The following is a 24,247-nucleotide window of genomic DNA, read 5'->3' on the forward strand; positions in this document are numbered from 1 at the left end:
GCACGTCCCCGGTGATCAACACGAGGCAGCGCGGGAAGGCAGGAGCGGAAGACGGGTGCCGGCGATCAGTCAGCGGATGCATTTGATACTGCTCACCGCCTGGACGGTGCTGTGGTTCGTCGTCGTCGAACCGCACGGCGGCTTCTCCTGGCACTATCTGCGCACCGGCGGCGCACTGATCTACCAGGGCGACGCCGGCGACGGCTCCGGCGGGCTCAACCTCTACGCACACCACCCCGAGCTCCAGATGGGCCCGCTCAGCTTTCTGACCGCCGGGCTGTTCAACCCCTTCCCCGAGGCCACCGGGCAGTTACTGGCCGCGGCCCTGATGTCGCTGCTGGGCCTGGTCATCGTGGTGCTGGCGGGCCGCAGCGCCGCCCACCACTTCCTGGGCACCGGCACCAACCACCAGCGGCTGCGGCAGCGCGTACTGATCGCCGGACTGGCCTTCATCCCCATGTGGATCGAGGTGGCGGTCCGCTTCGGGCATCTCGACGATGTCCTCGCGCTGTTCTTCACCGCCCTCGCGGTACGCGCCGTCACCCGCGGCAACGCCGCGCTCACCGGCGGCTGGCTGGCCCTCGCGATGGACTCCAAGCCCACCGCACTGGCCTTTCTCCCCCTGCTGCTCGCCCTGCCGCGGGAGAAGTGGCTGCGCGCCGGACTGTGGTGCGCGGGCCTGGTCGCCCTCGCCTGGCTGCCGTTCTTCCTGGGCGACTCGCAGTCCTTCGCCGCGGCGAATTTCGCCATCCCCAACCATCCGGCGTCCGCGCTGCGCTGGCTGGGCGTCGGCGACCCCGAGACGCCCGGCTGGGACCGCCCCGCGCAGGCCGCCCTCGGCCTGGCCCTGGGCTCGGTCGCCGTCCGGCGGGGCCGCTGGGCGGCGGTGGTCCTGCTGGGCGCCAACGCCCGCATCGTCCTCGACCCCAGCGTCTACACGTACTACACCGCGTCGGTGCTGCTCGGCACCCTGCTGTGGGACGTCATCGGCCAGCGCCGGCTGGTCCCCTGGTGGAGCTGGCTGGCCCTGCTCATCCTCTACGGCAGTGTCTTCGCCGTCCCCGACGATGCCGCCCGGGGCCTGATCCGCCTGGCGTTCGTGGCCGCCTCGACGGCGTATGTCCTGTTCTGGCCGGTACGCGAACGGGGGTGGCGGGGGCAGGGACGGCGCAGGCCCCCCGCCCGTACGGACGAGGGGCCTGCACACGAGGGGCCCATGGGCGGCCCGGATCCCGGACCGTGGCCCGGTCCCGCGCCTACGCCTGGGGCAGGGCCGCCAGCTGGGCGGTGATCCGGACGATGTCCGCCTCCGCGGCCTCCAGCCGGCCGCGGATCTTGTCCACGACCTTCTCCGGCGCCTTGGCGAGGAACGCCTCGTTGCCGAGCTTGGCGGTGGCCTGCGCCTTCTCCTTCTCGGCGGCGCCGAGGTCCTTGGTCAGCCGCTTGCGCTCGGCCTCGACGTCGATGGTGCCGGACAGGTCCAGCGCGACCCTCGCACCCGCGACCGGCAGCGAGGCGGTGGCGCTGAAGTCCTCACCGGCCGGCTGGAGCCGCAGCAGCGAGCGCATCGCGGCCTCGTGCGCGGCCAGCGCCGTACCGGACAGCTCCAGCTGCGCCGGGACCTTCTGGCCCGGCTGGAGCCCCTGGTCGGAGCGGAAGCGGCGGACCTCGGTGACGACCTGCTGGACCGTCTCGATCTCCCGCTCCGCCGCCGCGTCCCGGAAGCCGCCCGGGGCGTCGGCCCCTGCGACGAGCACAGCCTTCGGCCAGTCGGCGATCACGACCGACTCACCGCCGGTCAGCGTCGTCCACAGGGTCTCGGTGACGAACGGGACGATCGGGTGCAGCAGCCGCAGCGTGACGTCGAGAACCTCGCCCAGGACCCGGCGCGAGGCGTCGGCGGCCGGGCCGCCCGCCATGAACGTGGTCTTGGACAGCTCGACGTACCAGTCGAAGACCTCGTCCCAGGCGAAGTGGAAGAGGGTGTCCGACAGCTTCGCGAACTGGTAGTCGTCGTAGTACGCGTCGACCTCGGCGACGACCGAGTTCAGCCGGGACAGGATCCACCGGTCGGTCGCCGACAGCTGCTCGGCGGGCGGGAGTTCGCCCTCCACCGTCGCACCGTTCATCAGCGCGAAGCGGGTGGCGTTCCAGATCTTGTTGGCGAAGTTACGGGACCCCTGGACCCAGTCCTCGCCGATCGGGACGTCGACGCCGGGGTTGGCGCCACGGGCGAGCGTGAACCGGACGGCGTCCGAGCCGTAGGAGTCCATCCAGTCCAGCGGATTGACCGCGTTCCCGAAGGACTTGGACATCTTCTTGCCGAACTGGTCGCGGACCATGCCGTGCAGCGCGATGGTGTGGAACGGCGGGGTGCCGTCCATCGCGTACAGCCCGAACATCATCATCCGGGCGACCCAGAAGAAGAGGATGTCGTAGCCGGTGACCAGGACGGCGTTCGGGTAGAACTTCTCGACGCTCGGGGTCTGCTCGGGCCAGCCGAGCGTGGAGAACGGCCACAGCCCGGAGGAGAACCAGGTGTCCAGGACGTCGGTGTCCTGCGTCCAGCCCTCGCCGGTGGGCGCCTCGTCGTCCGGTCCGACGCAGACGACCTCGCCGTTCGGCCCGTACCAGACGGGGATGCGGTGGCCCCACCACAGCTGCCGCGAGATGCACCAGTCGTGGAGGTTGTCGACCCAGCCGAAGTAGCGGGACTCCATCTCCTTGGGGTGGATCTTGACCTTGCCCTCGCGGACCGCGTCACCCGCGGCCTTCGCCAGCGGGCCGACCTTGACCCACCACTGCATCGACAGCCGCGGCTCGATGGTGGTCTTGCAGCGCGAGCAGTGCCCGACGGAGTGCGTGTACGGGCGCTTCTCGGAGACGATCCGGCTCTCGGCGCGCAGCGCACCGACGATCGCGGAACGGGCCTCGAAACGGTCCAGGCCCTGGAAGGGGCCGTGGGCCGTGATCACGCCGCGCTCGTCGAGGACGGCGAGGTTCGGCAGGTCGTGCCGGCGCCCGATCTCGAAGTCGTTGGGGTCGTGCGCCGGGGTGACCTTGACCGCGCCCGTGCCGAACTCCGGGTCGACGTGCTCGTCGGCGACGACCGGAATCCGGCGGCCGGTGAGCGGCAACTCGATCTCGGTGCCGACGAGATGGGCGTAGCGCTCGTCCTCCGGGTGGACCGCGACCGCGGTGTCCCCGAGCATCGTCTCGGCCCGCGTCGTCGCCACGACGATGGAGGCGTCGCCCTCGCCGTACCGGATGGAGACGAGCTCGCCCTCGTCGTCCTGGTACTCCACCTCGATGTCCGAGATGGCGGTCAGACAGCGCGGGCACCAGTTGATGATGCGCTCGGCGCGGTAGATCAACTCGTCGTCGTAGAGCCGCTTGAAGATCGTCTGGACGGACTTGGACAGGCCCTCGTCCATCGTGAAGCGCTCACGCGACCAGGCGACACCGTCGCCCAGACGCCGCATCTGGCCCGAGATCTGCCCGCCGGACTCGCCCTTCCACTGCCAGACGCGCTCGACGAACGCCTCACGGCCCAGGTCGTGACGGGAGACGCCCTCCTTGGCGAGCTCCCGCTCGACGACGTTCTGGGTCGCGATACCGGCGTGGTCCATGCCCGGCTGCCAGAGCGTCTCGTAGCCCTGCATGCGCTTGCGGCGGGTGAGCGCGTCGATCAGCGTGTGCTCGAAGGCGTGCCCCAGGTGCAGGGAGCCGGTGACGTTCGGCGGCGGAATGACGATGGTGTACGGCGGCTTGTCGCTCTTCTCGTCCGCCTCGAAATAACCCCGCTCTACCCAGCGCTCGTACAGCGGCCCCTCTACATCGGCCGGCGTGTACTGAGTCGGCAGTTCGGGGGCGCTGTGGTTGCTCTGCTGAGTGTTCTCGGTCACGACGGACAGTGTACGGGCGCGGATGTCGCAGCTTCGAATCGGTTTCGCCCCCGGGGCCACGGCTGTCAGCGGCGTCGTACAGGATGTCGGCAGCGCATAAACATCACGCAGAACTTCAACTGGCTCCAGTTGTCACGAGGGGAACCGTTCCATGAGCTTCAACCAGCCGCCTCCCGGCCCGTACGGTCAGCAGCCCCAGCAGCCCGGCCCGTACGGCCAGCCGCAGCAGCCGCCGGCCCCGCAGCCGGGCTACGGCTACCCGCAGCAGGGCGGCCAGGTTCCCCCGCAGCAGGGCTACGGCTACCCCCAGCAGCCCGGCCAGGCACCCCCTCAGCAGGGCTACGGCTACCCCCAGCAGGGCGGCCAGCCCGGCTACGGCCAGCAGGCTCCGTACGGCGGCCAGCAGACCCCCTACGGCATGATCCCGCAGGGTCCCCCGGAGACCGGCGGCGGCAACGGCAAGAAGATCGGCCTGATCGTCGGCGCGGTCGCGGTCGTCGCGGCGATCGGCGTGGGCGCGTACTTCGCCTTCGGGTCGGGCGGCGATGTGAAGCCTTACACGATCTCGTTGCCGAACACGCTGCTGAGCGGGCAGTTCACCAAGGCTCAGCGAGCCGGCAACTCGGGTACCGAGGACTTCGCCAACGACAAGGAAGCCAAGGCGCTGGGCATCACGAACGCCAAGGGCGTCAGCTCCGGCTACAAGGGGGACGGCGGGCTTCAGCTGACGGTTAGCGGCGTGTACGGCAACGTCGCCGACCCGGGCGGAACCGTGGGTCAGATGTTCGCCAAGGTGGACGAGGGCCAGAAGAAGACCTTTGAGGACAAGGGCGCCAAGATCGAGGACGTCACTCCGACGACCGAGTACTCCCCGAACGGCTTCGACGGCTCCGTGATGAAGTGTAGGACCCAGAAAATCACCATCACGCGGAGCGGCGTGAGCGTGCCCGTCACCGTCTCCACCTGCATCTGGGGCGACAGCAGCGCCATCGGCGTCGTCCAGGCACTGGCCGCACCGTCCCCCACAGGCGGCGCCACCGCGACGACACCCGGCGCCGAGCAGCTCTCCGAGAAGACCGCCAAGATCCGTGACGAGGTCCGCAAGGAGAAGTAGCCCCGCGGCCCCCGGTCCTGAGGCACCGGCGGCCTGGCCGGGCACCACCGGCTTCGGACGACGACACAGAGCCGCCCGGCAGCGATCGCGCTGCCGGGCGGCTCTTGTGATGCGTGCTGCGTGCGCCTACGCGCTCTTCTCCTGCGGCTCGCCCGAGTCGCCGCGGTTGCGCGGGACGAGGGTCGGGTTCACGTTCGAGTGGACGACGTCCTCGGTGATGACGACGCGGGCCACGTCCTTGCGGGACGGGATCTCGTACATCACCGCCTGGAGGACCTCCTCCATGATGGCGCGCAGACCGCGGGCGCCGGTGCCGCGCAGGATCGCCTGGTCGGCGATGGCCTCCAGGGCCGGACGGTCGAAGTCCAGCTCGACACCGTCGAGTTCGAAGAGGCGCTTGTACTGCTTGACGAGCGCGTTGCGCGGCTCGACCAGGATCTGGAGCAGGGCCTCGCGGTCGAGGTTGTGGACCGAGGTGAGGACGGGGAGGCGGCCGATGAACTCCGGGATCATCCCGAACTTCACCATGTCCTCCGGCATGACGTCCTGGAGCTGGTCCTTGGACTCGATCTCCCGCTTGGAGCGGATCGTGGCGCCGAAGCCGATGCCCTTGGCACCGGACCGGGCCTCGATGATCTTCTCCAGGCCGGCGAAGGCACCACCGACGATGAAGAGGACGTTGGTGGTGTCGATCTGGATGAATTCCTGGTGGGGGTGCTTGCGGCCGCCCTGGGGCGGGACGGAGGCGGTGGTGCCTTCCAGGATCTTCAGCAGCGCCTGCTGGACGCCCTCGCCGGAGACATCGCGGGTGATCGACGGGTTTTCGCTCTTCCGGGCGACCTTGTCGATCTCGTCGATGTAGATGATGCCGGTCTCGGCCTTCTTGATGTCGAAGTCCGCGGCCTGGATCAGCTTGAGGAGGATGTTCTCGACGTCCTCACCGACATAGCCGGCCTCCGTCAGCGCCGTGGCGTCGGCGAACGCGAAGGGGACGTTCAGCATCCGGGCGAGGGTCTGCGCGAGCAGCGTCTTGCCGGAGCCGGTCGGGCCGAGCAGCAGGATGTTGGACTTGGCGAGCTCGATGCCCTCTTCGCCGCGTCCGGGGCCGTTCTCGCCCGCCTGCACCCGCTTGTAGTGGTTGTAGACGGCCACCGAGAGGGCCTTCTTGGCGGGGTCCTGGCCGACGACATAGCCGTTCAGGAACTCGTAGATCTCCCGCGGTTTGGGGAGCTCCTCCCACCGCACCTCGGAGGTCTCTGCGAGCTCCTCCTCGATGATTTCGTTGCAGAGGTCGATGCACTCGTCGCAGATGTACACACCAGGTCCCGCGATGAGCTTCTTCACCTGCTTCTGACTCTTTCCGCAGAATGAGCACTTGAGCAGGTCGCCGCCGTCACCGATGCGTGCCACGAGGTGCTTCCCCTTCGCCTGGGATCCGCATTGCTCCGCGGACCCGGGTGCTTGCCTATCGACGGTACCTTGCCGGGCCCCCCGTACGGGCCCCCCTTGGACCGACTCGGTTCACTCGATCCGATTCCGGTCCAAGGGGGCAACGCTCCGGCTCACTTCGCGAAGATCGTCAGCCGATGGAGACGGACGACTTCCGCGTCGAGACGATCTGGTCGACCAGACCGTACGCCAGGGACTCCTCGGCGGTCAGGATCTTGTCACGCTCGATATCGTCACGGATCTTCTCGATCGGCGTGGAGGAGTGCTTGGCCAGCAGGTCCTCCAGCTGCGAGCGCATCCGCAGGATCTCGTTGGCGGCGATCTCCAGGTCGGAGACCTGGCCGCGGCCGGTCTCGCTGTACGGCTGGTGGATCAGCACACGGGCGTTCGGCAGCGCCATCCGCTTGCCGGGGGTGCCGGCGGCGAGCAGCACGGCCGCGGCGGAGGCCGCCTGGCCCATGCAGACCGTCTGGATGTCCGGCTTCACGAACTGCATCGTGTCGTAGATGGCCGTGAGCGCCGTGAAGGAGCCGCCCGGGCTGTTGATGTAGATCGAGATGTCCCGGTCCGGGTCCATCGACTCCAGGCACAGCAGCTGCGCCATGACGTCGTTGGCCGACGCGTCGTCGATCTGCACGCCGAGGAAGATCACGCGCTCCTCGAACAGCTTCGCGTACGGGTCGTACTCGCGCACGCCCTGCGAGGTGCGCTCGACGAAGCGCGGGACGATGTAGCGGGACTCGGCGCGCGGGCCGGAAAACTCGGACTCCGCGCCCTGGGAGAGGCCGCTGCCGGGGTAGTTGTTCATCGTGGTGTTCACCGTCCTGGTGGCGATCAAGTGGGGTGGGGGCTCAAGGGCGAGTGGTACGGGGCTCAGGCCCCGGTGCCGCCCCCGCCCGGAACGCCTGCGGCGGAGGTCATCACATCGTCGATCAGGCCGTACGTCTTGGCCTCGTCGGCGGAGAACCAGCGGTCGCGGTCCGAGTCCTGGGTGATCCGCTCGACGGTCTGACCGGTGTGGAAGGCCGTCAGCTCCGCCATCCGCTTCTTGGTGTGCAGCAGCCGCTCGGCGTGGATCTTGATGTCCGACGCGGAGCCGGCCAGGCCCGCGGAGGGCTGGTGGATGAGGATCTCGGCGTTCGGCAGCGCGAAGCGCTTGCCCGGGGTGCCGGCGCTCAGCAGGAACTGGCCCATGGAGGCGGCGAGGCCCATCGCGATCGTCACCACGTCGTTCTTGATGTACTGCATGGTGTCGTAGATCGCCAACCCGGCCGAGATCGAGCCGCCCGGGGAGTTGATGTAGAGGAAGATGTCCTTGTCCGGGTCCGCGGCGAGAAGAAGCAGCTGCGCGGTGATCTTGTTGGCGATGTCGTCGTCGACCGGCTGGCCGAGGAAGATGATCCGCTCGCCGAGCAGCCGGTTGTAGACCTGGTCGCCGAGGCCACCGAAGGTCGGCTCAGCGGCGGCGGAAGGCATCGGGATCGTCACGTGTCCACCTGCTCGTTGTCGGACGGCTCCAGGCCGTCTCAGCGTCGTCTGCTGGGGCGTGGGGAGGCGGCGCCGTGTGTGGCCCCGGCGCGGTTTCAGGGACTCCCCTGCCCTCGTATCTACGGACCCTAACGCGCAGGTCGGACAACGCCATCCCGCATCGATAACTGTTCGCTGTGAGCGCAGGCTCACGGGGTGGTACGACCACGGGCCCGAACACGCGGACGTGCGTGTTCGGGCCCGTGATCAGAGAACTGCGCGCAGGCGCATGGAAGCGTCCGGGGCTCAGGCCTCGGGCTTCTCCTCGGTGCCCTCGGCCTCGGTGGCCTCGGAGGCCTCGACGGTCTCGGCCGTCTCGTCCTCGTCGTCGAGCTCGATGACCTCGCCGTTGCTGTCCTTGACCGTGGCGGCCTCGACGACGACCGCGAGGGCCTTGCCGCGGGCGACCTCACCGACGAGCATCGGCACCTGGCCGCCCTCGACGACGGCCTGGGCGAACTGATCGGGGGACATGCCGGAGGACTGCGCGCGGCGCATGAGGTGCTCGGTGAGCTCCTCCTGGCTGACGTTCAGCTTCTCCTTGTTGACCAGCTCGTCCAGGATGAACTGGGTCTTGATGCCCTTCTCGGCCTGCTCCTTGGTCTCGGCGTCGAACTCCTCCTCGCTCTTGCCCTGGATCTCCAGGTACTTCGCGAGGTCGAGGCCCATCTGACCGAGCTGGTGGTTCACCAGGTTGTGCTTGCGGGTCTCGATCTCGTCCGCGAGCAGCTTCTCCGGCATCGGCACCTCGACGAGCTTGAGCAGCTCGTCCAGGACCTTCTCCTGAGCCTGGGTGGCCTGGTCGTACTTCTTCATCTGCTCGAGGCGCTTGCGGCTGTCCGCCTGGAGGTCCTCGAAGGTGTCGAACTCACTGGCGAGCTGCGCGAAGTCGTCGTCCAGCTCGGGCAGTTCACGGGACTTGACCTCGGTGACCTCGACCTTGACCTCGGCCTCCTTGCCCTCGGCGGAACCGCCCTTGAGCTCGGAGGTGAAGGTGGCGCTGCCGCCGGCCTCCACGCCGGTGACGGCCTCGTCGATGCCGTCGAGGAGCTCGCCGGAGCCGACGGTGTACGTGACACCCTCGGCGACGCCGTCCTCCAGGACCTCGCCGTCCACCTTGGCCTCGAGGTTCAGCGTCAGGACGTCGCCGTCCTGGGCCGCGCGCTCGACCGGGCTGGTCGTCGCGAAGCGCTCACGCAGCTGCTCGACGGACTTGGTGACGTCCTCGTCCGACACCTCCACGGCGTCGACCTCGACCTCGATGCCGGAGTAGTCCGGGATCTCGAGGGCGGGGCGGATGTCGACCTCGGCGGTGAAGGCCAGCAGCTCGCCGTCCTTCAGCTCGGTGATGTCGACGTCGGGCTGGCCGAGGACGTTCAGCTCACCCTCGTTGACCGCTTCGGTGTAGAACTTCGGGAGCGCGTCATTGACGGCCTCTTCGAGCACGGCGCCACGACCGAACCGCTGGTCGATGACCCGGGCCGGGATCTTGCCCTGACGGAAGCCCTTCACCGTGACCTGCTGGTTGATCTTCTTGTACGCCGCGTCGAGGCTGTCCTTGAGCTCCTCGAAGGGCACCTCGACAGTGAGCCGAACCCGAGTCGGGTTCAGGGTCTCCACGGCGCTCTTCACGGTTCGGTCTCCTTGGGGCTGACTTCTGGGGTTCTGCTTGAGATCTGCCGTACCCGGCTGATCCGGGTCCGGTCGATCACGCCCGGTACACAGACACACGGGCACGCAACTTGCATAGTAACTGCAAGGAGGATGACGCCCACAACGCGATCATGATTAGCCGCTGATCTTGCGGCATTGCCATGGTGGGCCGAGGTTGTGCCCGACTGCGTACTGCCGGGCCGACCTGCTGCTGGTCGGGGTGGCCGGATTCGAACCGACGACCTTCCGCTCCCAAAGCGGACGCGCTACCAAGCTGCGCCACACCCCGTCGGTGCGACACGTAGGGTACATGGCCGCAGGGGGCGCGGCTGCCAGTTATCGGGATGCCCGGCGGGCGCGGCCCGCGGGGAATGCCGCGGCGCACGCCGTCCGCGGGAAGGGATGTGCGGCACACCGCCATGACCCGCTAGGATGCACTGCGTGCCGAGGTCCTGCGACCTGTGGCGCTCGCGGGCGTAGCTCAATGGTAGAGCCCCAGTCTTCCAAACTGGCTACGCGGGTTCGATTCCCGTCGCCCGCTCGTAAGAGGAAACCCCAGACCGGATGGCCTGGGGTTTTCTGCTGTCCGGAACGGACTGACGCGCGCCTGCACACCCCTTCGCACCGCGGTCACGGGTCAATAAGGTGGTCTGCATGGAGATCTGGCTCAATCCCGCGTGCTCCAAGTGCCGTTCGGCCGTGGAGATCCTCGACGAGGCGGGCGCCCACTACACCGTGCGCAGGTATCTCGAAGACCCGCCGGACGCCGATGACCTGCGCGGGGTGCTGACGCGGCTGGGCCTGGAGCCCTGGGACATCACCCGGACCCAGGAGACCGAGGCGAAGGAGCTGGGCCTTGGGGAGTGGGAGCGCACCGACGCCGCGCGCGAGCGGTGGATCGCGGCGCTGGCGGCACACCCCCGGCTGATCCAGCGCCCGATCATCACCGCGGACGACGGCTCGGCGCTGGTCGGACGGAGCGAGGATGCCGTGCGCGAGGCCGTGGCGCGGACCGGGAGCGAAGAGACCTCGAACGGCTGAACCCCGTGCGGCGCACGGCACGGGGAGGCCGGCGGACACCTTGAGGCGGGCCGCCTAGAAGGTGATGTGGTTGATGGTGTCCGCAATCGAGTTGAGGAACCGGTTGATGGACGGCGCCATGCCCGTGGAGGCGAGGAAGAAGCCGAACAGTATGGCGACGAACGCCGGGCCCGCCTTGATCGACTTCCCTCTGATCAGCACGATCAGAATGATCCCCAACAGCAGCACAACTGACAGCGATAGAGCCACACTGATCACACCCTCGGTCGGAACGCCTCACCGGCCCGGGGGCATGCCGCGCACACCCCCCTGCACCCATCGTGCCACCAACTCCATGCCCATTGCAGGCCGGTGACGAATCATCGGCCAACGCTTTGCCCGATTCCAGCCGGTGGCGGTCCGTGGGGCCGCGGTGGGGTGACGCACGGGTGGCGCGGCGGTGGCCGCACGGTGAACGCGAGAGGCCGGACCGGGTGGTGCATTTCCCTCGCCTGATGCCGCGTCGGTAATTCGACCCGGTCATTCGTCCGCCGCATTCCGATCATTCCTGCGGGTCCGGAGAATTTCCTGTCCGTGGCATCCGTCACTGCCTTACGGCGCGCCACGAAGGCTTATTAGCATTCGGACATAAGACTAAGGAATCGGACATTCCCCCAGAGTCGTTTGCGGGGGATACGGGGTGATTTGAGGGGATGATAGGGGATGAATCGGACGGCTGAGGAGGGGTCTCTTCCCCGCGCTTGCGGATTTTATCCGCGGGCCGTCCACGGCGGAACCCTAGGAAAACGCGAGGGAACCCCGAGGAAAAGGGGAATGGCTCCTAGGCGGTTTTACGCATTCGCCGACCGCCGCTATCGTGCCTCCAATGTTTCCCGCTGCCGCGACACCCCGACGCGAACTTCCCCCTGCCCGGGCGGCGGAGGGCACGGACCGGGCGGAGCCCGCGGAGCAGCCGTCGGGCGCGGCGCAGGACACGGCCGCGCCCGCACCGAAGAGCGAGGGCCGCAACGCCTTCTTCGACAACGCGAAGTACCTGGCCATCGTGCTGGTGGCGATGGGGCACGCCTGGGAACCGCTGACCGACAGCAGCCGGGCCGCCGAGGCGCTCTACATGACCGTCTACACCTTCCACATGCCGGCCTTCATCATCATTTCCGGTTACTTCTCGCGCAGCTTCGACATGCGCAAGGACCGGTTGCAGCGGCTGGTCACCGGGGTCGCGGTCCCCTACGTCCTCTTCGAGACGGCCTATGCGTTCTTCAAGCGCTGGGCGGACGACGATCCCGGGCACCCCGTCAGCCTGCTCGACCCCTGGTTCCTGACGTGGTTCCTGGTGGCCCTGTTCATCTGGCGGCTGACCACCCCGCTGTGGAAGGTCGTGCGCTGGCCGATTCCGCTCGCGGTGGCCATCGCCGTCATGGCCTCGGTGTCCCCGGACATCGGCGATGACCTGGACCTCCAGCGGGTGCTCCAGTTCCTCCCGTTCTTCGTCCTGGGGCTGGCGTTGCGGCCGGAGCACTTCAAGATGGTGCAGCGGCGGGCGGTGCGGATCGCTTCGCTGCCGGTCTTCGCCGGTGCGCTGCTGATGGCCTACTGGGCCGCGCCCCGGATGTCCTCGGCGTGGTTCTACCACCGGGACAGCGCCCAGGAGCTGGGCACCACCTGGTGGATCGGCGCGATCATGACACTGGCGCTCTTCGGCTGCTCGATCGTGATGGTGGCCTGCTTCTTCTCCTGGGTGCCGACGCGGCGGACGTGGTTCACGGTGCTGGGCGCCGGCACGCTGTACGGCTATCTGCTGCACGGTTTCCTGGCCAAGGGCTCGCGGTTCTGGGGCTGGTTCGACGACTACGCCTGGCTGCACTCGCCGCTCGGTGAGATCGCGGTCACGCTGATCGCGGGCGGCATCGTGACGGCCCTGTGCACCCCGCCGGTCCGCAGGATGTTCCGCTTCGCGATGGAGCCGACGATGGCCTGGGCGTTCCGGAAGGACCCGGCCGACGCGGCACGGGCCCGCGTCAGCGCCTGAGCACGCTTCCTTCCCTGGCCGACGGAGCAGGACCCGGCGGCGGGGAGAGCGGACGGGCCGCTTCCGTCCCCGGCGTTTCCGCCCGCGCCGCTTCCGCCCCGGGCGCTTCCGCCCCGGGCGGTGCCGCTCCCGTCACGCGTCGCGGCAGATCAGCAGCAGCGCGCGGTCGTCGTTGACGTCCTTGGCGACGGCCTCGATCAGATGCCAGGCGGCCCCGGCGAAGCCACTGGCGACATAGCGGTCGGCCTCGCCGGTCAGCCGGTCGATGCCCTCGGCGATATCGCGGTCGGCGGCCTCGACCAGGCCGTCGGTGAACAGCATCAGCACGTCACCCGGCCGCAGCCGCCCCTTGACCGGGTCGAACTGGGCGCCGTCGTAGACGCCGAGCAGCGGCCCCTCCCCCGATTTCTCCTCCCAGCGGCCGCTGCCGGCGCTGAGCTGGAGGGCCGGCAGATGTCCCGCGGAGAGCAGCTCGTAGTCGCCCGATTCGAGGTCGAGGACGAGATGGATGGAGGTCGCGAACCCCTCGTCCCAGTCCTGGCGCAGCAGATAGCCGTTGGCGGCGGGCAGGAAGCCGTGCGGCGGCAGCGAGCCGAGCAGGCCGCCGAAGGCGCCGGACAGCAGCAGGGCGCGGGAGGCCGCGTCCATGCCCTTGCCGGAGACATCGGTCAGCACCACTTCGAGGATGTGGCCGCCGTGGGTGCGGGAGGCCACCACGAAGTCGCCGGAGAAGGACTGCCCGCCGGCCGGCCGCAGCGCCATCTCGTGGTGCCAGCCCTCGGGCAGCGTGGGCAGTTTGCTCTGGACGCGGATGCGTTCGCGCAGGTCGAAGAGCATCGTGCCGCCACGCCGCCAGGGCACCCCGACCCGGCTGCGGAACTGCGCGATCAGCAGCCCGAAGAACCCGACCGCGGCGACGACCAGGACCGTGCCCGGGGTGATCCGCTCCGGTCCTTCGTCGTACGGGCCGAACAGCGCGGCCTCGACGACCAGTGCGGCCGCGGAGGCGCCGTACAGGACCAGGAGGTTGGCCGGCCGCAGCAGCAGTCCGCCGGCGATGACCGGCAGGACCAGGGCCGTCGGGGCGATCCATTCCGGCCACCGGAGCGTGCCCGCGGCGATGGCGGGTATGGCGATGAGGAGGACGGCGAGCGCGAACCGGTCGGAGCCGTCGCCGCGGAAGTAGTCGACCCCGGCCTTGCGCACGCCGACGCGGGCCCGGTGCAGGCCTTTGTGCATCCGGGCCGTCAGGGTGTCCGTGCCCTGGCCGCGTGTCATTTCTCTGGGACCTTATCCACCCGTTCGGCGGCGCGTCGATTCGCCGCACGTCGTCCTGGCGCGTTGCCGGGAAACACTGTTCGAAATGCGGTCGCGCGTCCGGAGAGTGTCCTGTTAGGCATGGAGTATGGCGACGGAATTGCGGGACCTGCGGGACGTCGAATGGGACAGCTGGGCCGACACGTTGGACCTGGCGTTCGGAGGGCTGCCGCTGCCTCCTGAGGAGCGCGCCCTGCGTCGTGAGCTCACCGAGACCGGGCGCTCATTCGGCGTGTGGGACGACGGCGGGTGGGTCGCCACCGCGGGGTCGTTCTCGTTCGGGCTCACGGTTCCGGGCGGGGCCGAGGTGCCCGTGGCGGGCGTCTCGATGGTCAGTGTGCAGCCGACGCACCGCCGCCGCGGGCTGCTGCGTTCGATGATGCGCCACCAGCTGGCGGACGTCCGGGAGCGCGGTGAGCCGCTGGCGGCGCTGACCGCCTCGGAGCCGGCGATCTACGGCCGGTTCGGCTACGGTCCGGCGGCCCAGGACATGCAGCTGACCGTGGACACCGTGCGGCTGCCCGCCCCCGAATTGCCCGGTGTGGACGGCGTACGGCTGCGGCTGGTGGACCCGGCGGCCGCGGTGGCCGACTGCGAGCGGGTCTATGCCCGGCTGGTGCCTGCCCGGCCCGGGATGCTTGCCCGGCGGCCCGGCTGGGAGCGGATCCCCGTACTGGACGACCCGGGCAAACGGGACGGGGCCGGGGTGCTTCAGTGTGTGCTGGCCGAGGTGGACGGCGAAGTGCGGGGATATGCGCGCTTCGCGGTCAAGCCGGGCCGGGACCACGCCGGGCCGTCGGGCACGGTGCGGGTGCGCGATGTCGAGGCGCTGGACCCGGTGGGGTACGCGGCGCTGTGGCGCTTTCTGTTCGGGATCGACCTGACGTCGTCGGTGGCGGTGTCCACCCGGCCGGTGGACGATGCGCTGCTGCATCTCGTCCCGGACATGCGGCGGTGCGGTATCCGGCTGGACGAGTCGCTGTTCGTGCGGCCGGTGGAGGCGGGCGCGGCGCTGGCGGCGCGGACGTACCGGACGCCGGTGGACGTGGTGCTGGAGGTCACGGACCCCTTCTGCCCGTGGAACGAGGGGCGTTGGCGGCTGTCCGGTGACGCGGCGGGCGCCTCCTGCGCGCGGACCGCGGACCCGGCCGAGCTGGCCCTGTCCGTACGGGAGCTGGGGTCGGCGTATCTGGGCGGCTTCTCGCTGTCGTCGCTGGCGGCGGCGGGCCGGGTGCGGGAGCTGCGGCCCGGTGCGCTGGCGGCGGCGTCGGTGGCGTTCGGGTCGGATGTGGCGCCCTGGCTGCCGCACGGGTTCTGAGGGCCGGTCCGGGCCGGCCCGGCCGTCAGCCGCCGGTGGACGGCTGGCAGCCCGGGCACCAGAAGAGGTTGCGGGCGGCGAGACCGGCGGTGCGGATCTCGCTGCCGCAGATGTGGCAGCCCAGGTGGGCGCGGCGGTAGACGTACACCTCGCCGCCGTGGTCGTCGACCCGCGGCGGGCGGCCCATGGCCTCCGGCAGATGTTCCGGGCGGACGGTGTCGATCCGGTTGTCCCGGACGCCCTCGGCCATCAGGAACACCAGGTCGGCCCAGAGCGCGTCCCATTCGGTGCGGGTGAGGTCGCGGCCGGGCCGGTAGGGGTCGATGCCGTGGCGGAAGAGGACCTCGGCGCGGTAGACGTTGCCGACTCCGGCGATGATCTTCTGGTCGAGCAGCAGCGCGGCGATCGTCGTACGGCTGCGGGAGATCCGCTGCCAGGCGCGGGTGCCGTCGTCCCCGGGGCGCAGCGGGTCGGGGCCGAGCCGGTCGTGTATCGCGTGCTTCTCGGCTTCGGTGATCAGTGCGCAGGTGGTGGGGCCGCGGAGGTCCGCGTAGGCGGACGGGTTCGCGAGCCGGAGGCGCACGGTGTCGGTGGGCGGCGGGGCGGGGGCCGTGCCGAAGCCGAGCTTGCCGAACAGCCCGAGGTGGACATGGACCCAGCGGTCCGCACCGAAGCCGAGGAAGAGGTGTTTGCCGTGCGCCTCGGCGGTCGTCATGACCTGGCCGTCGACGAGCGCCGCGCCGCCGGTGAACTTGCCCTGCGGACTGCTCACCCGGACCGGTTCGCCCTCGAAGCGGGAGCGGTGGTCCAGGGCGAGGCGGTGGATCGTATGCCCCTCGGGCACGGATGTCCTCCAGTGGGCGCGCCCGCCCTCCCCGGCGGCCGGGGTGGGCGGGCGACGGGATGAACGGGGGTCAGCCCTGCGGGTGGTGGGCGGGGATGGCGGGCAGTTCGCCGGTGGTCTCGTAGGCCGAGAGCATGTCGATGCGGCGGGTGTGCCGCTCCTCGCCCGAGTAGGGGGTGGCGAGGAAGATCTCGACGAACTTGGTCGCCTCCGCCTCGGTGTGCATCCGGCCGCCCACGGAGATGACGTTGGCGTCGTTGTGCTCGCGGCCGAGCTTGGCGGTCTCCTCGCTCCAGGCCAGTGCGGCCCGGACGCCCTTGACCTTGTTGGCGGCGATCTGCTCTCCGTTGCCGGAGCCGCCGATCACGATGCCGAGGCTGTCCGGGTCGGCGGCGGTCTTCTCCGCGGCACGCAGACAGAACGGCGGGTAGTCGTCCTGGGCGTCGTAGATGTGGGGACCGCAGTCGACGGGCTCGTGGCCGTGGGCCGTGAGCCACTCGACGAGGTGGTTCTTGAGTTCAAAACCGGCATGGTCGGAGCCGAGGTACACGCGCATGCGATGAGTGTGACACGAGCGGCGCCGGGTAGGCGCCGCTGGGTCTTCCCGGGGCACTGTGCACAGAAAGCGACCCCCCGCCTTCCGTACGCAAGCGCGGTGCACAACCTTCCAGGGTTTCACACAACAATCCGGCTTCAGACCTTCCAATCCACGGTGAACGAAGATCTAATGCGAGGGATCCATCCGCGAACCACGAAGGACGGTGCACATGGGCGCGCACCCGCCTACCACCACACCGGTCCCCACCGGCACCCCCGGCAGCGGACCCACCGGGGGACAGTCGCAGGACGGGCTCCAGGCAGGGCTCAAGAACCGCCATCTGTCGATGATCGCCATCGGCGGTGTCATCGGTGCCGGCCTGTTCGTCGGCTCCGGCGCCGGTATCGCGGCCGCCGGCCCCGGCATCCTGCTCTCCTACGCGCTGACCGGTCTGCTGGTCGTGCTGGTGATGCGGATGCTGGGCGAGATGGCCGCGGCCTCGCCCACGTCCGGCTCGTTCTCCGCGTACGCGGACCGGGCCATGGGCCGCTGGGCCGGCTTCACGATCGGCTGGCTGTACTGGTTCTTCTGGTCGGTCGTGCTGGCCGTCGAGGCGACCGCGGCCGCCGCGATCCTCACCGGCTGGGTCCCGGCCGTCCCGCAGTGGGCCTGGGCGCTGCTGGTGATGATCGTGCTGACCGGCACGAACCTGGTCTCGGTCGGCTCGTTCGGCGAGTTCGAGTTCTGGTTCGCCGGGATCAAGGTCGTCGCGATCGTCGTCTTCATCGTGATCGGCGCGCTGGCGATATTCGGGCTGCCGCCGGGCGGCTCCCCGGTCGGCACGGAGAATCTGACCGGGCACGGCGGATTCCTGCCGCACGGTCCGGGGGCGATCCTCTCCGGCATGCTGCTGGTGGTCTTCTCCTTCATGGGCAGTGAGATCGTCACGCTGGCGGCGAGCGAGTCGCCGAACCCGGTGCAGGCCGTCCGCAAGGCCGTCAACAGCGTCATCTGGCGGATCGCGCTCTTCTACATCGGCTCGATCGCGGTGATCGTGACGCTGCTGCCGTGGAACTCCAAGGCGGTGGAGAAGAGCCCGTACGTGGCCGTGCTGGAGTCCCTGGACATTCCGTACGCGGGCACCGTGATGGATGTCGTGGTGCTGACCGCGGTGCTGTCCTGTCTGAACTCCGGGCTCTACACCGCCTCCCGGATGGCGTTCTCGCTGGGACAGCGCGGAGATGCGCCGAAGTCGTTCGCCACCGTCAACAAGGGCGGGGTGCCGGCGGTCGCGATCTGGGCGTCGGTCGCCTTCGGCTTCATTGCGACGATCTTCAGCTACACCTCGAAGGACACCGTCTTCCAGTTCCTGCTGAATTCTTCGGGCGCGGTGGCGCTGTTCGTCTGGCTGGTCATCTGCCTCTCGCAGCTGCGGATGCGCCGGGTCATCGAGCGGGAGACGCCGGAGCGGCTGACGGTGCGGATGTGGCTGTACCCGTGGCTGACCTACGCGACGATCGCACTGATCGTCTTCGTCATCGGCTACATGTTCTACAACCCCGAGGGGCGCCAGCAGATGGTGCTGTCGGTGGTCGCGGCCGTGGTGGTGCTGGCGGTCGGGCTGATCCTGGACCGGCGGCGGCCGCGGGAGACCGCGGCGGCGGAAGCGGCGGGCGCCCCCGGCGTCGCCGCCCGGCCCGCGGACCGGGGCTAGCAGGACACAGGCCACGGGCCGGGCCCCGCACGCACCGAAACGGTGACTGCGGGGCCCGGCCCGTTGCGTGCGGCGTACGGCGCCTGCTCAGCCGCGGCGCCCGGCCAGCTTCCAGGCCGCGGGCAGCGCGCCCATCGCCAGCGCGGCCTTGAGGGCGTCACCGATGAGGAACGGGACGAGTCCGACGGCGACGGCCTGGCCGAAGGACATGCCGGTGCTCAGCGCGAGGTAGGGGACGCCGACGGCGTAGATCAGGGCCGTGCCCGCGGCCATGGTGGCGGCGGTGCGCAGCACCCCGCGGTCGCCGCCGCGGCGGGCCAGCGCGCCCACGACGGTGGCGGCGAGCAGCATGCCCGCGATGTAGCCGAAGGTGGCACCGCCGACGCCGGAGGCACCGCCGGCGAACCACGGCATGCCCGCGATACCCGCCAGGGCGTACAGCGCGAGCGAGAGCAGCCCGCGGCTCGCGCCGAGCGAGGCACCGACCAGGAGCGCGGCGAAGGTCTGGCCCGTGACCGGGACCGGGGAGCCGGGGACCGGGACGGCGATCTGGGCCGCGATGCCGGTGAGCGCGGCGCCGCCGAGCACCAGCGCGGCGTCACGGACGCGGGCGCGGGAGGCGGTGGCGGCCGGCAGCAGATCGGCGAGGACTGCGCCGGGACGAGTGAGAGCGGCAGTGCTCATCAGGACTCCGCGAGGTGAGAGGGATACGGGACGGGACGCGATGACGTTAGTCCAGCGGGCCGCCGGCGATCATCGTGTGGCGCTGACAAAGCCTCACCGGCCCGCTTGGAGAGTTCCGAACAACCGCCAGAATGCCCGGCCCTGACGGGGCGCGATACGTCATTGCAGGTCACGTGATGCTCATCACGGCCGGGGCCGCTGTAAAACACCGGTTTTGTGGTAGCGCGCGAGGTGCGGTGACACTGGGTCCGCCCCGCGGTGACCTGTGGAGTTCCCCCAATCCGCCGGCGGCCCCGCCGCCCCGGCCCTTGCGAGAGTACGAGCCCATGCACGACGCACCGACCCAGCCCGCCGAGCCCTCCCTGGCGGCGGGCTCCGAGGGCAAAGAGCCGCTGTCCGCGGGCCTCAAGCAGCGCCATCTGACGATGCTGGGCCTGGGCGGAGTGATCGGCGCGGGCCTGTTCGTGGGCTCCGGCGCGGGGATCGCGGTGGCCGGGCCGGGGATCGTGCTGTCGTATCTGATCGCGGGTGCGCTGGCCATGCTGGTCATGCGGATGCTCGGCGAGATGTCGGCGGCGATGCCGGCCTCCGGCGCGTTCTCGGTACATGCGGAGCGGGCGCTGGGGCGCTGGGCCGGGTTCAGTGTCGGCTGGCTGTACTGGTTCCTGCTGGTCGTGGTGCTCGCCGTGGAGGCCTCGGGCGCGGCCCGAATAGCCAACGGCTGGGTGCCGGGGGTGCCGCAGTGGGGCTGGGTGCTGATCTTCATGGTCGTCTTCACCGTCGCCAACCTGGCCGCGGTGAAGAACTTCGGCGAGTTCGAGTTCTGGTTCGCGACGCTGAAGGTCACCGCGATCGTACTGTTCCTCGTACTGGGCCTGCTGGCGGTCTTCGGAGTGCTGCCGGACACCGAACCGGTCGGGCCGGCGAACCTCACCGGGCAGGGCGGTTTTCTGCCGCACGGCTGGGGCGGGGTGATCTCCGGTGTCCTGGCGGTGGTGTTCGCCTTCGGCGGTCTGGAGGTCGTCACCATCGCCGCGGCCGAGTCGGACGATCCGGCGCGCGCGGTGGGCCGGGCGGTGCGCAGCGCGGTGTGGCGCATCCTCTTCTTCTACGTCGGCTCGATGCTGGTCATCGTGACCCTGCTGCCCTGGTCGTCGATGGAGCCGGGCAAGAGCCCCTACGTCGCGGTGCTGGACAGTATCGGGGTGCCGGGCGCCGGGAAGATCATGAACATCGTGGTGTTCGTGGCGCTGCTCTCCGCGCTGAACGCCAATCTCTACGGCTCGTCGCGGATGGTCTTCTCGCTGGCCGAGCGGGGCGAGGCGCCGCGGGCGCTGCTGAAGGTGTCGGGAGGGGTGCCGCGCCGCGCCGTGCTCGCCTCGGTGGCCTTCGGGTTCGTCTCCGTGCTGCTGAATCTGAAATGGCCGGATTCGGTCTTCCTCTACATGCTCAACGCGGTCGGCGCGGTGCTGCTGTTCGTCTGGGGCCTGATCGCCGTCTCCCAACTGCGGCTGCGGCCGCGGATCGAGCGCGAGACGCCCGGGAAGCTGACCCTGCGGATGTGGGCGTTCCCCTATCTGACCTGGGCGGCGCTGCTGGCGATGGGCGGTGTGCTGGTGCTGATGCTGACCGATGAGGCGGCTCGGCCGCAGCTCCTGTGGTCGGCCGGGGCGACCGGTCTGGTGCTGCTCGTCGCGGGCGCACGCGAGCTCCGGGGCCGCCGCGCGCGCCGCTGAGGCCCCTGCGGTGGACATCACACCGCGTCATAACTGACGACGGATCGAACACACACAGTCGCGAAAACGTCTGAATACCGAACATTCGCTGCACGACTGTTGCCCTGAGCGGACACCGGCGCTCAAACTGAGCCCGCTTTGCCGAGGACCCCGGAGTTCACCGTCGGCAGGCCCCTGCGCGATCCGCCGCCCCGGCGGGGATCCAGGGGGCCCGGCAGCGCCGTCGCACCGGTCGCGGCCCCGGGAGAACGCAGTATCGCCTTGCTCCGCTCTCACCTACTGGGACAGGTACGACATGAATCGGACACCCTCGTCCGCCGCACCCGCGCGCGAGCATGGCGACGCGGTCCAGGGCCCCGGCAGCGGCTCCACGCTGTCCAACGGCCTCAAGCAGCGCCATCTCTCGATGATCGCCCTGGGCGGGGTGATCGGCGCGGGCCTGTTCGTCGGCTCCCGCGAAGGCATCGCGGCGGCCGGCCCGTCCATCGTGCTGGCCTACGCCGTCTCCGGCGCGCTGGTCATGCTGATCATGCGGATGCTCGGCGAGATGGCCGCGGCGAATCCGGCCTCCGGCTCCTTCTCCGTGCACGCCGAGCGCTCCATAGGCTCCTGGGCCGGGTTCACGGTCGGCTGGATGTTCACCGCGCTGCTGTGTGTGGCGGTGGCCGCCGAGGCGCTGGGCGCCGCGGATGTGATGTTGCAGTGGTTCCCGGGCACCCAGCCGTGGATGTGGGTCCTGCTGTTCATGGTGATCTTCACCGGAACGAACCTGACCGCGGTCTCCAACTTCGGTGAGTTCGAGTTCTGGTTCGCCGCCCTCAAGGTCGCGGCGATCGGCATCTTCCTGGTGCTGGGCCTGCTGGCCATCTTCGGCGTGCTCCCCGGCACCCACGCCCCGGGCACCTCGCACCTCACCGGTGACGGCGGCTTCCTGCCCAAGGGCGTCGACGGCCTGATGGTCGGTCTGCTGGCCTCGGTGTTCGCCTACGGCGGTCTGGAGACGGTGACCATCGCGGCCGCCGAGTCCAAGGACCCGGTGCGCGGTGTCGCCGGCGCCGTGCGCACCGCGATGTGGCGGATCGCCCTCTTCTACGTCGGCTCGATGGCCATCATCGTCACGGTCATCCCCTGGAGCGCCCCCGCCATCGCCAAGAGCGGCCCGTACGTGGCGGTCCTGGACTACCTCAAGATCCCGGCGGCCGGCCAGATCATGAACGTGGTCATCCTGATCGCGCTGCTCTCCGCGGTGAACGCCAACCTCTACGGCTCCTCGCGGATGGCGTACTCGCTCATCTCCCGCGGGCAGGGCCCGGCCTTCCTCGGCAAGGTCAGCGGCGGCGTCCCGCGCCGCGCCGTCCTGCTGTGCGCCACCTTCGGCTTCCTCGCGGTGGCGCTGAGCTTCCTGTGGCCCGACACGCTCTTCCAGTGGCTGCTGAACATGGTCGGCGCGGCCGTCCTGGTGGTGTGGGGCTTCATCGCCACCGCACAGCTGCGGATGCGCCGGACGCTGGAGCGCGAGGCGCCCGAGAAGCTCGTGGTGAAGATGTGGGCCTTCCCGGTCCTGACCTGGGTGGCGCTGGCGGGCATCGTCGCGGTGCTGCTGCTGATGCTGCGCGACGAGAACCAGCGCATCCAGCTGCTGTTCACCGGCGGCTTCGGGGTGGTCCTGGCCGTGATCGGGCTCGTCCGGCAGCAGTCGCTGGGCAAGGGCGCGGACCTGTCCGAGAAGTAACGACCCCACTCCCCCCGCCTGCGTCTTTGGGACCAGGCCGGTGCCCATGACCGGCCGGTGATCACTCCTGCTGGTAGCGTGCTCTTGCACATTGTTTGCAACTACTGCACTTGAGCAGCTTGGAGGCGGGATCGGCATGGCGACCTACACACTTCCGGAACTCCCCTACGACTACGCGGCGCTGGCACCGGTCATCAGCCCCGAGATCATCGAGCTGCACCACGACAAGCACCACGCGGCGTATGTGAAGGGCGCGAACGACACCCTGGAGCAGCTCGCCGAGGCGCGCGACAAGGAAGCGTGGGGCAGCATCAACGGTCTGGAGAAGAACCTCGCGTTCCACCTCTCCGGCCACATCCTGCACAGCATCTACTGGCACAACATGACCGGTGACGGCGGCGGCGAGCCCCACGAGAAGGACGGTGTGGGCGAGCTGGCCGACGCCATCGCCGAGAGCTTCGGCTCGTACGCCGGTTTCAAGGCCCAGCTGACCAAGGCGGCGGCCACCACCCAGGGTTCCGGCTGGGGCGTGCTGGCCTACGAGCCGGTGAGCGGCCGGCTGATCGTCGAGCAGGTCTACGACCACCAGGGCAACGTCGGTCAGGGCTCGGTCCCGGTCCTGGTCTTCGACGCCTGGGAGCACGCCTTCTACCTCCAGTACAAGAACCAGAAGGTGGACTTCATCGAGGCCATGTGGCAGGTCGTGAACTGGCAGGACGTGGCCAAGCGGTACGCGTCCGCCAAGCAGCGCGCCAACAACCTGCTGCTCGCTCCGTGAGGACGACCGGTCGTCCTGCCTCGTGATCGTCTTCTCACCGCTCACCCGGCAGGCGGAATGACGGAGCGCCTCCACACGTCCGATACGTGTGGAGGCGCTCCCCTGTGTGCGGCCGGATCAGTCGAAGACCGGGCCCTGCGTCCGGGTCCGCTTGATCTCGTAGAAACCGGGGATGGACGCGACCATCAGCGTCCCGTCCCACAGCTTGGCGGCCTCCTCGCCCTTGGGGGCCGGGGTGACGACCGGCCCGAAGAAGGCGATCTGCCCACCCGTCGCCCGACCACCACCCCCGTTGGAGCTCGCTGCGCTCGCGCCGTGAGAATCCGGGCCGGGGACCGCGATGACGGGAGTGCCGACCTCCTGGCCGACCAGGTCGATGCCTTCCTTGTGGGAGGCGCGCAGCTCGGTGTCGTAGGTGTCCTTGTCGGCGTACTCGATCAGGTCGGCGGGCAGCCCCGCGTCCTCGAGGGCGGCGGCGATGCTCTCGGGATTCACACCGAGGCCCTCGTTGTGGATGCGGGTGCCGAGCGCGGTGTAGAGCTTGCCCACGGCCTCGTCGCCGTGCAGCTGCTGCGCGGCGATCACCACGCGTACCGGGCCCCAGGCCTTGCCGCCGGGGCGCATGTTCTCGCGGTACTCCTCCGGCAGCTCGTCGAGCTTGTCCTCGTTGAGCACCGCCAGGCTCATCACATGCCAGCGCACCTCGACGGGACGGACCTTCTCCACCTCCAGCATCCAGCGGGACGTCAACCACGCCCAGGGGCACAGCGGGTCGAACCAGAAGTCTGCGGGGGTCTTCGCGGTCTCGGACACGGGGTCTCCTTATGCGAGCTGTGCTGGGTCGGTGAGCGGGGCGCTTCCGTGGAAG

20 protein-coding genes and 2 tRNA genes are annotated in these 24,247 nt (G+C 69.6%); 10 read left to right on the forward strand and 12 right to left on the reverse strand.

The annotated features are described in order from the left end of the window. Positions 1-76: 76 nt before the first annotated feature. Positions 77-1,291 carry a hypothetical protein gene (locus M8I34_RS13380; protein ID WP_250049677.1) on the forward strand — a complete coding sequence of 405 codons (1,215 nt, stop codon included), beginning with the start codon at positions 77-79 and terminating at the stop codon, positions 1,289-1,291. Here the strand turns inward: M8I34_RS13380 and M8I34_RS13385 are convergent. Further along, positions 1,257-3,905 (reverse strand): valine--tRNA ligase, encoded by a 2,649-nt coding sequence (locus M8I34_RS13385; protein WP_250049678.1) that lies wholly within the window; start codon positions 3,903-3,905, stop codon positions 1,257-1,259. The two genes, M8I34_RS13380 and M8I34_RS13385, sit on opposite strands and share 35 nt — an antisense overlap. Before the next feature lie 151 nt (positions 3,906-4,056). On the opposite strand from M8I34_RS13385, the gene M8I34_RS13390 reads away from it, so the two are divergent. Further along, positions 4,057-5,019: a hypothetical protein gene (locus M8I34_RS13390; RefSeq protein WP_250049679.1), complete on the forward strand. Its 963-nt coding sequence runs from the start codon at positions 4,057-4,059 to the stop codon at positions 5,017-5,019. A gap of 126 nt (positions 5,020-5,145) precedes the next feature. On the opposite strand, the gene clpX is transcribed toward M8I34_RS13390, so the two are convergent. The 5 genes from clpX to M8I34_RS13415 all read right to left on the reverse strand — a co-directional run bounded on the left by clpX (position 5,146) and on the right by M8I34_RS13415 (position 9,937). After that, a complete protein-coding gene (clpX, locus tag M8I34_RS13395; protein ID WP_020397704.1) occupies positions 5,146-6,429 on the reverse strand; it encodes an ATP-dependent Clp protease ATP-binding subunit ClpX in 1,284 nt (427 codons plus the stop codon). Between the two features lie 169 nt (positions 6,430-6,598). After that, the gene (locus M8I34_RS13400; protein WP_030082099.1) at positions 6,599-7,276 is read right to left on the reverse strand and encodes an ATP-dependent Clp protease proteolytic subunit; all 678 of its coding nucleotides are present in this window, start codon (positions 7,274-7,276) and stop codon (positions 6,599-6,601) included. Between the two features lie 65 nt (positions 7,277-7,341). After that, positions 7,342-7,944, reverse strand: coding sequence for an ATP-dependent Clp protease proteolytic subunit (locus M8I34_RS13405; RefSeq protein WP_030082101.1), 603 nt, complete (start codon positions 7,942-7,944; stop codon positions 7,342-7,344). A gap of 297 nt (positions 7,945-8,241) precedes the next feature. After that, a complete protein-coding gene (gene tig, locus M8I34_RS13410; protein WP_250049680.1) occupies positions 8,242-9,627 on the reverse strand; it encodes a trigger factor in 1,386 nt (461 codons plus the stop codon). A 233-nt stretch (positions 9,628-9,860) separates the two neighbouring features. Then, positions 9,861-9,937 (reverse strand) — tRNA-Pro (locus M8I34_RS13415). Positions 9,938-10,118: 181 nt separating this feature from the next. Between M8I34_RS13415 and M8I34_RS13420 the strand changes: the two genes are divergently transcribed. Then, positions 10,119-10,189 (forward strand) — tRNA-Gly (locus tag M8I34_RS13420). A gap of 113 nt (positions 10,190-10,302) precedes the next feature. Then, positions 10,303-10,689, forward strand: a complete 387-nt coding sequence (locus M8I34_RS13425; protein WP_250049681.1) for an arsenate reductase family protein — start codon at positions 10,303-10,305, stop codon at positions 10,687-10,689. Positions 10,690-10,743: 54 nt separating this feature from the next. Here M8I34_RS13425 and M8I34_RS13430 read toward each other — a convergent pair whose 3' ends face one another. Next, the gene (locus tag M8I34_RS13430) at positions 10,744-10,938 is read right to left on the reverse strand and encodes a hypothetical protein (RefSeq protein ID WP_030082107.1); all 195 of its coding nucleotides are present in this window, start codon (positions 10,936-10,938) and stop codon (positions 10,744-10,746) included. 616 nt (positions 10,939-11,554) lie between these two features. Here M8I34_RS13430 and M8I34_RS13435 point away from each other — a divergent pair. Next, positions 11,555-12,718 (forward strand): acyltransferase family protein, encoded by a 1,164-nt coding sequence (locus M8I34_RS13435; RefSeq protein ID WP_250049682.1) that lies wholly within the window; start codon positions 11,555-11,557, stop codon positions 12,716-12,718. A 132-nt stretch (positions 12,719-12,850) separates the two neighbouring features. On the opposite strand, the gene M8I34_RS13440 is transcribed toward M8I34_RS13435, so the two are convergent. Continuing rightward, positions 12,851-13,996, reverse strand: a complete 1,146-nt coding sequence (locus M8I34_RS13440; RefSeq protein ID WP_244414788.1) for a PP2C family protein-serine/threonine phosphatase — start codon at positions 13,994-13,996, stop codon at positions 12,851-12,853. A 127-nt stretch (positions 13,997-14,123) separates the two neighbouring features. Here M8I34_RS13440 and M8I34_RS13445 point away from each other — a divergent pair, with 127 nt between their 5' ends. Continuing rightward, positions 14,124-15,353, forward strand: coding sequence for a GNAT family N-acetyltransferase (locus M8I34_RS13445; RefSeq protein WP_250049683.1), 1,230 nt, complete (start codon positions 14,124-14,126; stop codon positions 15,351-15,353). Between the two features lie 25 nt (positions 15,354-15,378). Here the strand turns inward: M8I34_RS13445 and M8I34_RS13450 are convergent, their stop codons facing one another. Both M8I34_RS13450 and M8I34_RS13455 read right to left on the reverse strand, forming a co-directional pair. Further along, positions 15,379-16,197 (reverse strand): DNA-formamidopyrimidine glycosylase family protein, encoded by an 819-nt coding sequence (locus M8I34_RS13450; protein WP_250049684.1) that lies wholly within the window; start codon positions 16,195-16,197, stop codon positions 15,379-15,381. Between the two features lie 70 nt (positions 16,198-16,267). Continuing rightward, positions 16,268-16,753 (reverse strand): ribose-5-phosphate isomerase, encoded by a 486-nt coding sequence (locus M8I34_RS13455; protein ID WP_250049685.1) that lies wholly within the window; start codon positions 16,751-16,753, stop codon positions 16,268-16,270. Between the two features lie 211 nt (positions 16,754-16,964). Between M8I34_RS13455 and M8I34_RS13460 the strand changes: the two genes are divergently transcribed. After that, on the forward strand, positions 16,965-18,449 hold the full coding sequence (locus M8I34_RS13460; protein ID WP_250049686.1) for an amino acid permease: 1,485 nt from the start codon (positions 16,965-16,967) through the stop codon (positions 18,447-18,449). 87 nt (positions 18,450-18,536) lie between these two features. Here the strand turns inward: M8I34_RS13460 and M8I34_RS13465 are convergent, their stop codons facing one another. Further along, positions 18,537-19,133: a biotin transporter BioY gene (locus M8I34_RS13465; RefSeq protein WP_250049687.1), complete on the reverse strand. Its 597-nt coding sequence runs from the start codon at positions 19,131-19,133 to the stop codon at positions 18,537-18,539. Between the two features lie 326 nt (positions 19,134-19,459). Here M8I34_RS13465 and M8I34_RS13470 point away from each other — a divergent pair, with 326 nt between their 5' ends. The 3 genes from M8I34_RS13470 to M8I34_RS13480 all read left to right on the forward strand — a co-directional run bounded on the left by M8I34_RS13470 (position 19,460) and on the right by M8I34_RS13480 (position 23,379). Beyond that, entirely contained in the window at positions 19,460-20,869 is a 1,410-nt protein-coding gene (locus tag M8I34_RS13470; RefSeq protein WP_250049688.1) for an amino acid permease, read from the forward strand. A 295-nt stretch (positions 20,870-21,164) separates the two neighbouring features. After that, a complete protein-coding gene (locus tag M8I34_RS13475) occupies positions 21,165-22,601 on the forward strand; it encodes an amino acid permease (protein ID WP_250049689.1) in 1,437 nt (478 codons plus the stop codon). Between the two features lie 136 nt (positions 22,602-22,737). Further along, positions 22,738-23,379 (forward strand): superoxide dismutase, encoded by a 642-nt coding sequence (locus tag M8I34_RS13480; RefSeq protein WP_250049690.1) that lies wholly within the window; start codon positions 22,738-22,740, stop codon positions 23,377-23,379. 117 nt (positions 23,380-23,496) lie between these two features. On the opposite strand, the gene M8I34_RS13485 is transcribed toward M8I34_RS13480, so the two are convergent. After that, positions 23,497-24,192, reverse strand: coding sequence for a DsbA family protein (locus tag M8I34_RS13485; protein ID WP_250049691.1), 696 nt, complete (start codon positions 24,190-24,192; stop codon positions 23,497-23,499). Between the last annotated feature and the right edge of the window lie 55 nt (positions 24,193-24,247).

Origin of the sequence: Streptomyces sp. MCA2, assembly GCF_023544705.1 — a bacterium.
GTDB classification, from domain to species: domain Bacteria; phylum Actinomycetota; class Actinomycetes; order Streptomycetales; family Streptomycetaceae; genus Streptomyces; species Streptomyces decoyicus.

Coding starts and splice junctions, on each gene's coding strand:
- M8I34_RS13440 (WP_244414788.1), bottom strand. CDS start 13,996: ATGACACGCGGCCAGGGCACGGACACCCTGACGGCCCGGATGCACAAA.
- M8I34_RS13455 (WP_250049685.1), bottom strand. CDS start 16,753: ATGCGCGTGTACCTCGGCTCCGACCATGCCGGTTTTGAACTCAAGAAC.
- M8I34_RS13480 (WP_250049690.1), top strand. CDS start 22,738: ATGGCGACCTACACACTTCCGGAACTCCCCTACGACTACGCGGCGCTG.
- M8I34_RS13435 (WP_250049682.1), top strand. CDS start 11,555: ATGTTTCCCGCTGCCGCGACACCCCGACGCGAACTTCCCCCTGCCCGG.
- M8I34_RS13405 (WP_030082101.1), bottom strand. CDS start 7,944: ATGCCTTCCGCCGCCGCTGAGCCGACCTTCGGTGGCCTCGGCGACCAG.
- M8I34_RS13465 (WP_250049687.1), bottom strand. CDS start 19,133: ATGAGCACTGCCGCTCTCACTCGTCCCGGCGCAGTCCTCGCCGATCTG.
- M8I34_RS13380 (WP_250049677.1), top strand. CDS start 77: ATGCATTTGATACTGCTCACCGCCTGGACGGTGCTGTGGTTCGTCGTC.
- M8I34_RS13475 (WP_250049689.1), top strand. CDS start 21,165: ATGAATCGGACACCCTCGTCCGCCGCACCCGCGCGCGAGCATGGCGAC.
- M8I34_RS13445 (WP_250049683.1), top strand. CDS start 14,124: ATGGCGACGGAATTGCGGGACCTGCGGGACGTCGAATGGGACAGCTGG.
- M8I34_RS13400 (WP_030082099.1), bottom strand. CDS start 7,276: ATGAACAACTACCCCGGCAGCGGCCTCTCCCAGGGCGCGGAGTCCGAG.
- M8I34_RS13390 (WP_250049679.1), top strand. CDS start 4,057: ATGAGCTTCAACCAGCCGCCTCCCGGCCCGTACGGTCAGCAGCCCCAG.
- M8I34_RS13425 (WP_250049681.1), top strand. CDS start 10,303: ATGGAGATCTGGCTCAATCCCGCGTGCTCCAAGTGCCGTTCGGCCGTG.
- M8I34_RS13470 (WP_250049688.1), top strand. CDS start 19,460: ATGCACGACGCACCGACCCAGCCCGCCGAGCCCTCCCTGGCGGCGGGC.
- M8I34_RS13460 (WP_250049686.1), top strand. CDS start 16,965: ATGGGCGCGCACCCGCCTACCACCACACCGGTCCCCACCGGCACCCCC.